14 protein-coding genes are annotated in these 14,900 nt (G+C 36.8%); 2 read left to right on the top strand and 12 right to left on the bottom strand.

Going from position 1 to position 14,900, the window contains the following annotated elements; genetic code table 11:
- Positions 1 to 74 precede the first annotated feature (74 nt).
- Both MKX53_RS07525 and MKX53_RS07520 read left to right on the top strand, forming a co-directional pair.
- The gene (locus MKX53_RS07525) at positions 75 to 758 is read left to right on the top strand and encodes an ABC transporter ATP-binding protein (RefSeq protein ID WP_093534719.1); all 684 of its coding nucleotides are present in this window, start codon (positions 75 to 77) and stop codon (positions 756 to 758) included.
- Complete coding sequence (locus MKX53_RS07520; RefSeq protein WP_340910313.1) at positions 755 to 3,352, top strand: FtsX-like permease family protein; 2,598 nt, start codon at positions 755 to 757, stop codon at positions 3,350 to 3,352. Before MKX53_RS07525 ends, MKX53_RS07520 begins: the two co-directional genes overlap by 4 nt.
- A gap of 433 nt (positions 3,353 to 3,785) precedes the next feature.
- Here MKX53_RS07520 and MKX53_RS07515 read toward each other — a convergent pair whose 3' ends face one another.
- The 12 genes from MKX53_RS07515 to hisC all read right to left on the bottom strand — a co-directional run bounded on the left by MKX53_RS07515 (position 3,786) and on the right by hisC (position 14,884).
- Entirely contained in the window at positions 3,786 to 4,997 is a 1,212-nt protein-coding gene (locus tag MKX53_RS07515; protein WP_340910310.1) for an MFS transporter, read from the bottom strand.
- Between the two features lie 393 nt (positions 4,998 to 5,390).
- The gene (locus MKX53_RS07510) at positions 5,391 to 6,071 is read right to left on the bottom strand and encodes a zinc metallopeptidase (RefSeq protein WP_093534725.1); all 681 of its coding nucleotides are present in this window, start codon (positions 6,069 to 6,071) and stop codon (positions 5,391 to 5,393) included.
- A 56-nt stretch (positions 6,072 to 6,127) separates the two neighbouring features.
- The gene (locus tag MKX53_RS07505) at positions 6,128 to 6,724 is read right to left on the bottom strand and encodes a DUF1405 domain-containing protein (RefSeq protein WP_340762091.1); all 597 of its coding nucleotides are present in this window, start codon (positions 6,722 to 6,724) and stop codon (positions 6,128 to 6,130) included.
- A 69-nt stretch (positions 6,725 to 6,793) separates the two neighbouring features.
- Positions 6,794 to 7,573, bottom strand: coding sequence for a menaquinol-cytochrome c reductase cytochrome b/c subunit (locus tag MKX53_RS07500; RefSeq protein WP_093534729.1), 780 nt, complete (start codon positions 7,571 to 7,573; stop codon positions 6,794 to 6,796).
- Between the two features lie 41 nt (positions 7,574 to 7,614).
- A complete protein-coding gene (gene qcrB, locus MKX53_RS07495; RefSeq protein WP_093534731.1) occupies positions 7,615 to 8,289 on the bottom strand; it encodes a menaquinol-cytochrome c reductase cytochrome b subunit in 675 nt (224 codons plus the stop codon).
- A 20-nt stretch (positions 8,290 to 8,309) separates the two neighbouring features.
- On the bottom strand, positions 8,310 to 8,813 hold the full coding sequence (locus tag MKX53_RS07490) for a QcrA and Rieske domain-containing protein (RefSeq protein WP_090561754.1): 504 nt from the start codon (positions 8,811 to 8,813) through the stop codon (positions 8,310 to 8,312).
- 158 nt (positions 8,814 to 8,971) lie between these two features.
- Positions 8,972 to 9,418: a YpiF family protein gene (locus tag MKX53_RS07485; RefSeq protein ID WP_340762089.1), complete on the bottom strand. Its 447-nt coding sequence runs from the start codon at positions 9,416 to 9,418 to the stop codon at positions 8,972 to 8,974.
- A 12-nt stretch (positions 9,419 to 9,430) separates the two neighbouring features.
- Positions 9,431 to 9,982, bottom strand: coding sequence for a ReoY family proteolytic degradation factor (locus MKX53_RS07480; RefSeq protein ID WP_093534735.1), 552 nt, complete (start codon positions 9,980 to 9,982; stop codon positions 9,431 to 9,433).
- Between the two features lie 20 nt (positions 9,983 to 10,002).
- The gene (locus MKX53_RS07475) at positions 10,003 to 11,247 is read right to left on the bottom strand and encodes a tetratricopeptide repeat protein (protein ID WP_340910307.1); all 1,245 of its coding nucleotides are present in this window, start codon (positions 11,245 to 11,247) and stop codon (positions 10,003 to 10,005) included.
- Between the two features lie 131 nt (positions 11,248 to 11,378).
- Positions 11,379 to 12,668: a 3-phosphoshikimate 1-carboxyvinyltransferase gene (aroA, locus tag MKX53_RS07470; protein WP_340913285.1), complete on the bottom strand. Its 1,290-nt coding sequence runs from the start codon at positions 12,666 to 12,668 to the stop codon at positions 11,379 to 11,381.
- Between the two features lie 15 nt (positions 12,669 to 12,683).
- A complete protein-coding gene (locus tag MKX53_RS07465) occupies positions 12,684 to 13,784 on the bottom strand; it encodes a prephenate dehydrogenase (protein ID WP_093534741.1) in 1,101 nt (366 codons plus the stop codon).
- Positions 13,784 to 14,884, bottom strand: coding sequence for a histidinol-phosphate transaminase (gene hisC, locus MKX53_RS07460; protein ID WP_340910305.1), 1,101 nt, complete (start codon positions 14,882 to 14,884; stop codon positions 13,784 to 13,786). Before hisC ends, MKX53_RS07465 begins: the two co-directional genes overlap by 1 nt.
- Between the last annotated feature and the right edge of the window lie 16 nt (positions 14,885 to 14,900).

The following is a 14,900-nucleotide window of genomic DNA, read 5'->3' as shown; positions in this document are numbered from 1 at the left end:
AGTCATGTAACAGTCACTGTAAAGTCACAATAGACAGATATACTGATCTCATTAACACAAATGGAGGTCTTACAATGGAAATATTAAAAATTGAACATCTGTCTAAAACGTATGGTAAAGGTGAAAGCGCGGTAAAGGCGCTTGATGATGTATCTTTTACAGTAAATAAAGGAGAATTCATCGCTATTATTGGTCCTTCAGGTTCAGGCAAATCAACGATTCTACATATGCTTGGTGGTGTGGATCGACCGACAAGTGGCAAAGTGTTCGTGGACAACACAGATATTTATAATCTAAATGAGACGCAACTGGCGATCTTTAGACGTAGACAAATCGGCTTGATCTATCAATTCTATAATCTTATTCCGGTCTTAACGGTGGAAGAGAATATTAAGCTTCCCCTACTACTTGATGAACATAAGGTGGATAAGAAGCAATTCGCGGATATCGTGAAGACTTTAAATTTAGCTAATCGCTTAAAGCATTTACCAAATCAGCTCTCGGGTGGGCAACAACAACGGGTGTCTATTGGAAGAGCACTGATTAGTAATCCTACGATTATGCTAGCAGACGAACCAACAGGTAATCTTGATAGTAAAAATGGTAACGAAATCATTGATTTATTAAAAATGTTTAATAAAACCTTTAATCAAACGCTGATTATCATTACCCATGATGAGCGGATTGCGCTACAAGCCGATAGAATCATTACCATTGAAGATGGAAGGATTGCCAAAGACGAGGTGATTCGTCCGTGAATATTGTTAACAAATTAACAGTAAGACAATTGAAGGAAAACAAACGCCGCACACTAGTGACTATTATCGGTGTCATTATCTCTGTAATGATGGTGACAATGGTCCCTACATTTGTGGTTTCGCTTATGGATTTAATGCAAAGGCAAGCGTCAACAACTACTGGATATTGGCATGTCCTTTATAAAGATGTGAATCCATCTCAACTTAAATCGATTGCTACAGATGAGGAAACTCATATACTTGGTGTATCAAGAGATATAGGTTATGCCCTATTAGAAGAGGGAGTTAATCCGAGTAAACCCTATTTGCATATTAAGGAATATAATGAACAAGGTTTTAAGCAATTTCCAATTGAACTAAGTTCAGGGCAACTTCCTCAAGCAGACAACGAAATTGTTATTTCGGAGGAAATTGCAACGAACGCCAAAGTGGTATACAAAATCGGAGACACGTTAACACTCGATATTGGCGAAAGAATTAGGACGGGGGCTGCAGCAGATGCACCGGCAATAAAACAAGGCGACTCACTGGTAACAAAAAATGGTGAGCGTGCTGAAACAATAGAACATACAGAAACTAAAAGTTATAAGGTTGTAGGCATCATAAAACGACCGACATGGGAGCCAGCATGGGCACCGGAATATACCGTCATTAGTTATGTAGATGAAAGTACATTGGGTGCAAATGATATCGTTGATGCCACAGTTGCATTAAACAAAGTTAAGAGTTCCCTGTATACACACGCACAGGATTTAGCTAATCAAATTAACATTGAATATGAGTCTATTGATGTTAATCATACTTTATTGAGTTACTATAGCATGGCGTATACCGATAAATTGAGTATGACCATTCTAGCATTAACTTTAGTCATTATGGGCATCATTATTGTTGGATCAGTATCGCTTATATATAATGCATTTGCGATTTCTGTCTCCGAACGGTCTCGTCATTTAGGTATGCTTTCAAGCGTGGGCGCTACAGCAAGACAGAAGAGGAATTCGGTATTTTTTGAAGGGATGGTTATTGGCTTAATCAGTATACCAATTGGAATCATTCTGGGAGTTGTAGTAACTGGTATTTCGTTCTTGTTTATTAATCCGATGATTCGTCAAGGGAATTTTGGCATAACGGAGGAGTTGGAGATAACTATTGCACCAGGTTCTATATTGATTGCCTGTGCCGTGTCGATCCTAACAATCTTCCTTTCAACCTATCTACCAGCAAGAAAAGCATCTAGAATATCTGCGATTGATGCGATACGACAAACAAGCGATGTTAAACTAACAAATAAAACAGTGAAAACATCCAAGTTGGTTAGCAAAATTTTCGGTATTGAAGCAGACATTGGTCTGAAAAATTTAAAGAGAAATAAACGTAGATATCAAGCAACGATCTTTTCACTTGTCATCAGTATCGTTCTTTTCTTGAGCATGTCTTTCTTTACAGACAATATACAGAAAGCGATTGAACTTTCACAGGATGTGAACTTTGATATTAAAGTTGATTCAATCGGTATTGAACCCTTAGATGATCAGGTTATCAACTCGATTGCTAATCTTGATGATATAACGGAATGGAATGTAACGAAATTTTTCTCATTGATTTCTTGGGTTGATAAAGATGTATTTCCAAATGAATTACATCACCTTTTGAAAACTGACCCTGTATGGAAAGAAGGAAAGTTCCGATATGACATTGAAGTTCATGTCTTAGATGATAAAAACCTACAAGATTATGCGAAAAGTGTGGGTGCAGATTACAAGCAACTCATTGACGCAGAAAACCTGTCTGCTATTGTGGTTGATACGCTTACTTATAAAAATGTAGCAGCAAATAAAATTGTAAAGAAAAAGGCCATTCATGCAAAAGTTGATCAGAGCCTTGACCTATTAAAATTAGATTGGGACACTGAAAAAGAGACACCCTTAAATAAGATTAAGATAGCTGCCTTAACGGATCAACTTCCTATGGGAGTCACACAAGAAGATATCGCGGGGGCTTTTAATATGATTATCTCTGAACAAGTCATGGATCAATTGACAAGCAGAGCTGATGTTCAATTAAGTCTAAATCTAAAGTCCACGGATCCCATGGCCACAGAACAGGAAATCGATGAAATGAAAGAAATTAATCTTCGCATTAGCAATAGGTTAAAATATGGGCAGGAAGGTGAACAGCTGATTCTCCTGATATCCGTATTGGCGAATGGATTCATCTTATTAATTACATTGGTGTCTATAGCCAATATATTCAACACCATCTCGACGAGTATCTCACTTCGCAAACGAGAATTCGCGATGCTGAAATCAGTTGGGATGACGCCCAAAGGTTTCAATAAAATGATTAATTACGAAAGTATATTTTATGGAATAAAATCATTACTCTATGGGCTTCCAATCAGTATCGGTGTAATATATTTGATATACAAAGCACTGATGACTAGCTTCCAATTTGAATTCACAATCCCCTGGATAAGTATAATATATGTTATCGTGGCTGTATTTATCATTGTTAGCATAACCATGTTATATGCGAGTTCAAAAGTGAAGAAGGAAAACATTATTGATGCGTTAAAACGGGAGAGTATATAAGTTTGTAATTAGGGTTTAAGATGTTAACCTAGTAGTGAAATACTACTAGGTTATTTTGTTATAGTAGGGCACCGTTAGACGACAGATTCATTCAACTTGTACAACAATAGATTATGCCCTATTCGAAGTTAAGGCACCTCTCGATTTACTAACATTATGGAGCTCAATCCCTTCAACCAGTTGGCTTTCGGCCCGCCACCTAACTGTCTACGCTTAAAGGCTAATGTTACCATTAGCCCTCCAAGACTCGCCTACGAGTGAATGGCTAGTTCATTCTCGACGGGAATCCCACCCGCTATATGATACGACCTAGGCTCGGCCGCACAAGCACCCGTTAGTAAAAAACATCTCTATCATAGCAATCCTTCATAAAAGGAAAGCATATATAACTTAATAAAGAGAGAAGTAAAATTACTTCTCTCTTTTAAATATATTATTCTGACTCCATCGTTTTTCTAAACAAATTCTGATTCTTTAAAGCCATAATACTAACTATTGCAAGTAAAATACCAGAAACAATAAAAATACTACGTACACCGAAGTAATCTGAAAGAATACCCATTGTTAGGGAGGCAATTCCAAATGTGCCTGTTCCAATAGTGCCAAGAGAAGTATAAACAGTTGCTAATTGGTCTTTGGGTACGCTTGTTTGAATTAATGTTTGTTGAGGTATATTTTTCAATTGTCCAAAAAGCCCAATTAAGACGGATAGCACCATTGCGATTACAGGGAAACTCGTCAATCCAAATACAACCGTAAAAATGCAAGTCATAAACGCTCCTGTAATGATAAAAACGTGACGTTTTTTATCTACAAACAAGGAAAACTTAATACACAATATACTTCCTACTACTAAGCCTATAAAAAAAGCTGCATTAATATAACCCCACCAATATTCTTCCGCCTTTAATGCCTGTTCGACATAGACCAATATTATTGCTGCTATCCAAACTGAACCAGCAGTAGTTTCAAAAAATTCCATACGGACCACTGTTTTTAATAACGGTGTCCGTTTAATAGTTCGCCAACCAATGGTTAATTGAGACCATTTTTTTTCTTGTCTTTCTTCTTTGTGTTCTACATTTTTTAACAAATTCAAGAAAATGCTTGAAAAAATAAATAGTACAGTAACTATCCAGATTAGTTGGTTTGGACTGAATACGATTAATAGCATACTTCCAAAAAACCAAGTCCCTATTTGGATAGTTTGTGTAACTGTTTCTGCTATTCCATTTGCTTCTACTAAGCTTTCTTCCGCTACATAAAAAGGAATCAAAGTTTGTCTAATTGGATTCGCACAACCATCAAGAAGAGCAATCAAACCAATTGCTACAAATATGAAATAATAGTTATTTGAATTAAAACCCATCATCAAAAAAAATCCTAAGCCCAATAAAAATAATGTTTTTCCTATTTGTGAACCAACTAATAAACGTTTCAAATTGTACTTACCTATTAGCAGTGGTGTTAGAACACTTGAAATAAACATAGAAAAAGTAATGGTAAACGGAACGAAGGCTGATGCGGTAGCTGACTCGGTTAAACTGTATATAATGCTAATAACACCGACAATGTACAACACATCGCCTATATTAGCTAATGATTGGCCAATCATTAAAAAAAGAAAATTACGATTTGATTTCAATATTATCCCCCATTTTCTTCTGAATTGCCTGAAAAAAATGAAGGGTGTTAAATTGGACTATTAAGCATGAAACTTTGCTCCTTTATGTACGCAGTATGACAAAAATCACTGGGGGATCAACATGACTTATCATATTACGTTTGAATATTAACTTGATTGTACCTTAAATCTTTATTAAATTAAATGGCCGTTCTTCGCAATTCATAACGATTATCAACCTTTATCTTTAACAGAACCCAAAAAATTAATAATTATGTTGAAGTGCTAAAGCTCTTGAGGAAAAATCGACCCTTTTTTCGAATTAGTTAGATGATGTTACAAGTGAACAATTCATTTGCAAACAAAAATGGAGGGAGATGACTACAGTCATCGCCCTCCATTTTTTATACTTTATTAATCGTTTCGACTCATTCCAGTATAGATTAATACTAAACGTAATAACTCTAAAACAGCAACTGCTGTAGCAGCAACATAAGTTAAAGCAGCTGCGCTTAATACTTTTTTCGCGTGACGTTCTTCCTCATTGCGAATAATGCCGTGAGAAACCATTTGGTCCATCGCTCTACTCGAAGCGTTAAATTCTACAGGTAATGTTACAATTTGGAATACAACACCAGCAGCTAATAACACGATCCCTATCAACATCAGATTAGGGAAACTAGCTATCATACCGATCATGATGAAAACCCAAGAAGCATTTGACGAAATATTAGCTACTGGCACTAATTTATGACGTAAATTTAAAAACGAATATGATTCTTTATGTTGAATGGCATGACCGACTTCATGTGCTGCAATCGCAGAACCTGCAACAGAAGCTTCATGGAAATTATGAGAAGATAATGCCACTATTTTTGTCATTGGATTATAGTGATCGCTTAAAAACCCTCTACTCTCCACAACCTGAACATCAGCTAAACCATTTGCATCAAGAATTGTTCTTGCTACTTGAGCCCCTGTCATCCCGGATGTAGAACGAACTTTTGAATATTTTTTATATGTTCTTTTAACTTTCATTTGTGCATACAAAGGCAATAACAGAATTATCGCAAAGTATATAAGATAAGAAGCCAAATTTTTTCCCCCTCTATAATCTATACTTCTTATTTTAATAGGAATAATAGAGACATTCAACTAATACGCTTTGACCTTTTTTGATAAATAAAGGAAGCTAACAAAATACAAGCAATAGATAGCCAAAATGTAAAGTAACCAATCTGATCAGCATACTTATCTAGACTACTATATATTGGCATCTGATCAAAGACATAATCAATCACATCATTATGTAATGTCCATATAGCAGCTATTATGATGTGTATCCATCTAAAGCGATAAAAAGGAATGTAGAGAATAGCCTGAACAGCCATTGCAAAATGCGATGCTACGAGCATCCAACCCATCCAACCTAGATAATCATTTTCAACATATGTCCAAATATTCATGACTACAGCCCATAACCCATATTTAACTAGTGTGATTAAAGCTAGAGCTTCAATCAACTTCCAGTTTTTCTTTAATAACCAAGCAAATAAAGCAATTGTAAAAAACAAACTTGCTGTAGGACTATCAGGAACGAATAGTAGGAATTTCGCCTCCGTTTGGGACAACTGACTTTCATACCAAATGTAGCCATAAATAGTGCCAAGTAGATTTACTATGAATAATAGCCACATAAATGTTTTGTTAAAGAGAACTAGTTTTATATACATTAGCAATTCTTTCATTTATTTGGACTCCCTTTTTGTGTAAGAAAAAAAGAGAGTCAGTTTCCTGACTCTCTTCATTTGTTAAAATTATTCTGCTGGTTGTAATGTAGTGATATACTCAGCTAGTTTTTGTAACTCTTCCTCGGTACCTGTAAATGTTCCACCAGGCATACCGCCTTTACCTTCATGAGCGATTTCAACGATTTCCTCAGCAGTATATTCTAATCCTACTAATGGTAAACCGATACCGCCCTCAAAGGAGTTACCGTGACACCCAATACAAGAAGAACCTTGATAAAGTTGATAACCTTCGGAAGTTTCATCAAACTCGACTGATACTTCTTCTTTAATCTCACCGTAAGCTTTAGCAGCTTCCCAGTCATGGTTTACAACAGATTCCCATGTTAAGTAAATGATTGAAGCAATTGCTAGAAGCATGAATCCTGTCGGTAATGGACGTTTCCATGGGCTTCTTTCCTTGCTTGTATCTAAAAATGGTACTAATAATAGCGCTCCGAAAGCCAATCCTGGCATTACGATTGCTCCAATAATATTAAATGGTCCTGAAGCAAATTCATATTTCAATAATTGGTATAAAAACAAGAAATACCAGTCTGGTACTGGAATATAACCTGTGTCAGCTGGATCAGCTGGGCGTTCAAGTGGCGATGGATGTGCAACAGTTAATACCAAATAACCAACTAAGAATACCGCACCGACTAACCATTCTTTAAGTAAAAAGTCAGGCCAGAAAGCTTCTGTTTTGCCTGGATACTCAGAATAGTCTTTTGGAGTGTTTTTCTTACGGTTAGAAAGATCTGGTACACGTGAGTCTCCAACGAATTTCATGCCTTTTCCGCGATGCATAGTGTCCCCTCCTTGTAACAATTATCTGTTCCATTTACCCATTAAAGTGGTCCAGAAATACCTTGACGACGAATCATGATAAAGTGAGCTGCAAGTAATGCAAATAGAGCAGCTGGCAAGAAGAACACATGAATCGCAAAGAATCTTGTTAATGTTTGTGCACCGATGATTGTTTCATCACCAGCTAAAAGCGTTTTAATAATTCCACCAACAAATGGAACAGATGCTGCAATTTCAATACCTACTTTAGTTGCGAACAATGCTTTCATGTCCCACGGTAATAGGTAACCTGTAAATCCTAAACCTAACATAACAGCGAAGATTAGTACTCCGACCATCCAGTTTAGTTCACGAGGTTTTTTATAAGAACCAGTAAAGAATACACGCAATGTATGTAAGAACATCATAACAATTACAAGTGATGCTCCCCAGTGATGCATCCCACGTACAATTTCACCGAATGCTACTTCATTTTGAAGATAGTAAACAGATTCCCATGCATTTTCAATATCAGGTACATAATACATAGTTAAGAACATACCTGAAAGAATTTGAATTACCGTGATGAAGAACGTTAATCCTCCGAAACAGTATACAAATGCCGAAAAATGATGTGCAGGGTTTACGTGTTCTGGTACTTCATGGTCTGCAATATCACGCCATATAGGAGTAATATCAAGACGTTCATCCACCCAATCATAGATTTTATTAAGCACTGATGTCGTACCCCCTTACTTTAAACTAATGTGTTAGGAATAGCTTTCCCAATTTCTAAGAACCCGTCATTTTCACGAACTTCATATTGATCCAACGGACCTAGAGGTGGTGTTTTTGGTACATTTTTACCGTTTTTCTCGTAACGACCAGCGTGACATGGACAGAAGAATTGATTTTTGTGCGCTGGGTCTGCTTCCCAGTTTACTGTACAACCTAAATGCTTACATACTGGAGAAAGTGCGATAATTTCATCGCCTTCTTTGTATACCCAAGCTGCATTGGTAATATCAGACTTGTACCATGCGTCCACTTGTTCAAAAGTGAAGTCAACACGTTCTGGAACTTCTGTAATATCGGCAATTTTCTTCTCCGTTAATACAAAATCTCCGCCTTCTTTTTTCTGCAATACAGGATCAACTGCAAATCGTACCATTGGCATAAGCATTCCAGCTGCCATAAATCCGCCAACACCTGTTAGGGTGTAACTTAAAAACTGACGTCTTGATACTTTATTGTTACTCATCCTTTTCCCCCCTCTTACTTAAAGGTTCAGTCCAATGGACATACTTGCTTGAATAATAATACTAGGACATATACATGATATATCAATAAAAAAGGAAGGTCAATATTCGATTTCCTCGAATTATAAACTTTATAGACAAATTATGTTCCAAATTGTCACTAATTCGCCCATATTTTCGCAAAAATCGGAATAAGTTGTCGTAATTGATCTTCTAATACTGAGTTTCTCATTTTTTGGTCCATGGAGTCCAGTGGAATAGATGGAATCCATATAATATTTTGTTCTTCTCCCATTGTACTCCAGTCTCTATCAGAAGTAACGTAAAAGATGTGTTTGAATGAGGCTTTGTTTAGTTCTTCTTGCCACGTTTCAAATATCGATTGCTTGTCCTGACTCTTTGTATAAGAGAAGGAAGGAAATAAAACAATCCTCCCTTTGAACTGATTTTCAATTACGTTTGCTAATGACAATGTGAATTCAGCTGCTGAGGCTGCAAAACGGAAACCTTCATCAGAACCATCAATCTGTATAAGTGGAATCACTGCTGTATCTATATATTCTTTTTGTGCTTGAAAAACTGTGCTATCTTTTCCGTTCCAATGCATTTGTAACCTCTCCTACATCTCTTTATGTTGTATTTGCTTCCACAACGAAGAAAGTTCCATAAACTTTTCTTTGTTATTATCATCAATTGCTTTATCAATTTGCTTTTTTAATTGCTCTACTTGAAATGAATACAAGCTTTCACTAACTATATCCTCAGCTATCATTTTATCCTTCTCATTGATCTGTAAATATTTTGGCATATAAGGATTCTCTTCTAGTACTGCAAGATACTCTGGACTCGGTGGCATCATTTGAAAGTTTAATTGAATATACATATCCTCTTCTGGATGTAATCGTAAATCATGGAAAGATTTTTCAGCATCAGCGGTCATAATACTTCCCTTGTAAAATCTAAAAGGTATACCTGAGGACGTAGTCACAGACATGATCATTGCTCGAGGACAATAATGTGCCTCCTCTACGAAGTGTACATTATTTAACAATGTCTCATGGCTTATTAAATAATTCAAGATCCACACGCACTCTCTTCTTTTCATCTGATACTTTTTCAAAAACCAACGAACAAATTCTTTTTTCTCACCAACTGAAACAGAAGCAGTCACGTAACCTCTCCTTCCCTCATTTATTCGAACATTTCAAACCATTCACTATTTTCCGGTTGAAGTTTTTGTAAAATCAGTACAACTTCTTTTGCTTCTGCCCTTTTCCCTTCCTCTAGAAGGAAATAAACATACTTTTCTAAAAATGGAACATCCTCTATATGTTCAGTATATGCAAGCTGATAAAATTCGTATGCTTTTTCATACAATTCTAATCTTTCGTAAGCGGTTGCCAAAAACGGATACATGGCAGACCATTCAAAATGCTCCTGCTTCAACGTTTCATAGAGCTCCACTAACTCTTCATCTTTTTCTTCTGTTGAATACAACGAAGATAAAATGAAGATAGCATCCATATATTCTGGGTCCAATGCAATTGCTTCTCTTAAAAAAGTTTCTGCTTCCTTCACTTTACCCAATTTCAAGGAAATTTTACCTGCAAATAAATAATATTCTTTTTCAAACTCATCACGAGCGATTCCATCTGTAATTGCTTTTAGAGCATCCTCATTTTTTTCGAGCATCGCATAGGTCTCTGCAAGTAACATATAGCCTGAGAAGTAGTCAGGATCGATTTGAAGGAGGTCCTCCAATTGCTTGGCAGCAGTTTCATATTGCTGCACTTGGAACGATGCATAAGCTGCATGGAATAGTACGTCTGGAGCTACTTCCTTTTCAAGCGTTAATGCGTAGTATGGAATCGCTTCTTCATAGGCTGCTCCTGCACTATAAATTTCTGCTAGTTTAAGGGACAAATCGATAGCCTGAAGTGATTCTTGATGAGGCAGTAGATCCTCCATCACACGTGCTGCTTCTAAGTATCTGCCGGTTTCAAACAATAATTCACCTTTAGCATACAAAAGCAAAGGCTCTTTAGGTAAAAGTGTCAGTGCTTCGTTTATCTTTTGTTCTGCAACCTCATATAGTCCAAGCATTTGATAGTAGTCTGCTAACGTGAGTAGTGCTTGCGGATAAGCGTCACTTGTTTTTTCGATAGTCGTTAGCATTTCTAGTGCTTCATCTTCTTTGTCCATTTCTAAATACAGCTGGGCTTGATCGATTTTCAATTGATTTTCCTCAGGAAATAAAAACTGAAGGTGTTCTAGGATTGAAATAGCTTCCTGTAAAAAACCAGATTGTGTTAATAGATCTGCTAACTGGTATTGCTCGTCGGGATCGCCATTCAATAAAAAGCTTTCAAGCATTGTACTAATTTTTTCTATGTTTCCTTCTTCCATCGCGTGGATAAAGGGAGTAAAGTTGTCCATATTATCACCATACTTTCATTATACCTTTATCCTACAAGAACATTTGTTTTTGAACAAGAAAAAAACCCTCTTTGGAAAAAGAGGGTGCCTGTTCATCTTAAATATCCTAAAAACAGTTAGTAATACAAGCATCACTTTATAACACTTGAAATATCATCAAAGAATGTTGGATAAGAAACAGCAATACATCCTGCATTATCAATTGTTACGGGTTCAGTAGTGATTAGAGAAGCTACTGCAGCCATCATTCCAATACGATGATCTCCATAAGTAAGCAGATCCCCACCATGGAGTAACGTGGGTCCCTCTATTATCATCCCATCATCGGTGGCAGTAATATTTGCGCCCAGTTTCTTTAATTCATTCACTACTGCATCAATACGATTTGTTTCTTTCACTTTGAGCTCTTCTGCATTTTTTATAACAGTTTTTCCAGTAGCTTGGGTAGCAAGTAGGGCAATAATAGGAATTTCATCAATTAGTCGTGGGATAAGTTCTCCACCAATTTCAGTACCTACAAGATTAGAAGATTCAATTTCAATTGTACCCATTTCTTCATGACTACTGTTTTCTGAGTCATTCACTGTAAAGGATGCACCCATTGCTTGCAGAACGTCCATAATGCCAGTTCTTGTTACGTTTAAACCTACATTTGTTAAGGTAAGTTTACTATTAGGAACAATTGCTCCAGCTACTAAAAAGAAGGCAGCAGAGGAAATATCTCCAGGTACGACCACATGAGTTCCTGTTAACTTTTGTCCACCTTGTAAACGTATCATTTTACCATCTACTGCAATGGTTGCACCAAAGTGTTGTAACATTTTCTCTGTGTGATCCCGAGAAGTTTCTAGTTCTTCCACTATAGTTTCTCCATCTGCATTTAAAGCTGCTAGTAAAATGGCAGACTTCACTTGTGCACTGGCTACAGGCATCGTATAACGAATAGCTTGTAATTGAGTACCCTCAACTGCAATTGGTGTAAACTGGCCATTCTCTCGCCCGATTAGTTTAGCATTCATATCTTTTAAAGGATCCGTTACTCTTCTCATTGGACGTTTTTGAATAGATTCATCCCCTATTAAAACGGAGGACACGGAGGAGCCTGCTAAAATTCCGAGCATTAAACGAGTAGTTGTTCCCGAATTCCCCGTATATAATATTTCGCCAGGTTCCTTCCAGTTCGCAATTCCATCACTTTTAATCGTTACCTTCTCCCCTTCGATGGTTATATCCACTCCAAGCTTTTGAAAGCAATCAATTGTACTTAAGCAATCATCACTCTGTAAGAAACCCTCAACAGTTGTAGTTCCTTCAGCTATAGCGCCAAACATAATAGACCGATGAGAGACGGATTTATCTCCCGGTATACGAATAGTGCCCTTCAAAGAGGGCTGTACATAATCTAACTTCTTACTAGTCAACAATGTCTTCCCTCCCTAAGAAATATATGTTTCAAATGTTGTATTATTTGCAATACATTCTACCGCTTTAGCACGATCATTTGTCGATTGAAAACTGATAACTAAAATTCCAAAAATATCTTCACGAGTTTCTACGATTCGTAAATTTGTAATACTTATATTATCTTTTGCCAAATAACCTGTAATCTCAGATATAACACCAGGATAATCTGGTACATCCACATACAGATCAAATACACTAAACATCGCGCCTTGTGTATTAATAGGAAGATCATCTCGTACTTTTTTAGCAACATTAAAATAATTTTCTATATCACTAGAATCCGCATATGAAAGCAGTTCTTGTAATTTAATCATTTCATTAGTCCACGCTTTCAATTGATCCGTTAATTCCTGCCGATTTTGAAGCGTTATATCTCTCCAAACAATAGGGTTGGCAGAAGCGATTCTTGTTAAATCACGAAATCCTCCTGCCGCCAGTTGTTTCGTAAATGGATATTGTTCATTCTCGAAAGACAATTGATGCACCAGAGACGCAGCAACTAAATGGGGGAAATGACTAACTACAGCGGTCATATGGTCATGCTCTTCTGCTCCGACTTGTACTACCTTCGCTTTCGTTACCTGCAATAGATTGATCAACACTTGAACACGCTCATCCGTTTCATCTTCAAAAGGGGTTAGCAAATAATAGGCATTTTCAAACAGGATTGGTCTAGCAGCTTCCACACCACTCTTGTGAGAGCCAGCCATAGGGTGACCCCCTATAAAAGTTATGCCCTGCTCCTTTAATGATATCGCGACTTTCATAATTTCTTTTTTTGTGCTTCCTGTATCTGTAATAATCACTTGTTTCTTCAATTGCCATTTCGGTAATTCTTTCATCAAACGAATCGTTTCACTCACGGGAGTAGCAAAAACAATGACATCTGCAAAGGCACTACTCTCTTCTAGATTGGTCGCTATCTCATCAATGACACTAATTCTTTTCGCTGTTTTTAACGTTTGGCCATTTGCGTCATATCCAATTATTTTCACATCTTTATTGCGCTTTAAGCTTAGTGCCAAGGATCCACCTATTAATCCGAGTCCTATAATGAATACGTTTTGTTGCATTATAAAACGCCTTCCTCTTTAAGAACCTCATCAAGCTTTTCTAATAACTCACTATTTTGTTGTTCCGTTCCAATGGTAATACGTAAATACCCTTGTTTCCCTAATGCATTTCCACTTCGAACTATAAATCCGCGCTTCATCAAACCTTGGAAAACTGCATCACTATCTGCCTTCACTTCCATTAAGATAAAATTCGTTTGCGAAGGGAAATAATGCAGATTTCTTTCGTTGCAATAAGTCACGTACTGAGCTTTCCCCGCATTATTTTTCTCTTTGCATTCATTGATAAACGCTTGATCTTCTAATCCAAGAAGGGCTACCTGTTGACTTATAACCGTATTATTAAATGGCTCACGAGTTGGTTCTAGCTGAGCTATTACTGATTCCGAGCCAATAGCATATCCAATACGGAAGCTTGCCAGACCATATGCCTTAGAAAATGTACGCATTATTAAGACATTCGGATGGTTTTCTAATAATCCAAGAGAATCTTTGTAGTTACTATCTGTTATGTATTCTGTGTATGCTTCATCTAAAACAATTAATACGTCATTTGGCACTTTCTCGATAAACTGTTTCAATTTATCACTAGGTATTAAAGTCCCTGTTGGATTGTTTGGATTACACACCCAAATAATTGCAGTATTTTCATCAATTGCTGCTAGCATGTTATTTAAATCATGTTCTCCATTTTTAGTAAGGGGTATTTCACGCACTTCTGCTCCCTCCACCACCGCATTGTGCTTGTATTGACCAAATGTTACATCCGCCATAATAGTATTCAATCCAGGTCGTAAAATAGCTCTTGATACAATCAGAATATTTTCGTCAGATCCATTGCCAAATAATAATTGCTTTTCAGAGACGTTCAAATGATTTGCCACAGCAGCTCTTAAATTTGATGCATATCCATCTGGATAGATAGCAAAATCTATATTTGCGTTTGCAAAGTATTCTTTAACTTTTGGTGAAGCACCATAAGGATTTTCATTGGATGCAAGTTTCGTCACTTTTTCTAAGTTGAACATTTTCTTCACTTCATCGGTAGTTTTTCCAGGCTGATATGCATGTAACCCATTAATCTGTTGCTTAAATTTCATTTTAACCCCTCAATTC

Origin of the sequence: Psychrobacillus sp. FSL K6-4615, assembly GCF_038008225.1 — a bacterium.
GTDB lineage: Bacteria > Bacillota > Bacilli > Bacillales_A > Planococcaceae > Psychrobacillus > Psychrobacillus psychrotolerans.
Note: the sequence above shows the minus strand (reverse complement) of the source record. Positions and strands in the feature narration are given on the sequence as shown.

What these genes read in the sequence shown, in the direction of transcription:
- MKX53_RS07525 (WP_093534719.1), top strand. Translation starts at nt 75, where the DNA reads ATGGAAATATTAAAAATTGAACATCTGTCTAAAACGTATGGTAAAGGT.
- MKX53_RS07505 (WP_340762091.1), bottom strand. Translation starts at nt 6,724, where the DNA reads ATGAAAGAATTGCTAATGTATATAAAACTAGTTCTCTTTAACAAAACA.
- MKX53_RS07500 (WP_093534729.1), bottom strand. Translation starts at nt 7,573, where the DNA reads ATGCATCGCGGAAAAGGCATGAAATTCGTTGGAGACTCACGTGTACCA.
- MKX53_RS07490 (WP_090561754.1), bottom strand. Translation starts at nt 8,813, where the DNA reads ATGAGTAACAATAAAGTATCAAGACGTCAGTTTTTAAGTTACACCCTA.
- MKX53_RS07485 (WP_340762089.1), bottom strand. Translation starts at nt 9,418, where the DNA reads ATGCATTGGAACGGAAAAGATAGCACAGTTTTTCAAGCACAAAAAGAA.
- MKX53_RS07475 (WP_340910307.1), bottom strand. Translation starts at nt 11,247, where the DNA reads ATGGACAACTTTACTCCCTTTATCCACGCGATGGAAGAAGGAAACATA.
- MKX53_RS07465 (WP_093534741.1), bottom strand. Translation starts at nt 13,784, where the DNA reads ATGCAACAAAACGTATTCATTATAGGACTCGGATTAATAGGTGGATCC.
- hisC (WP_340910305.1), bottom strand. Translation starts at nt 14,884, where the DNA reads ATGAAATTTAAGCAACAGATTAATGGGTTACATGCATATCAGCCTGGA.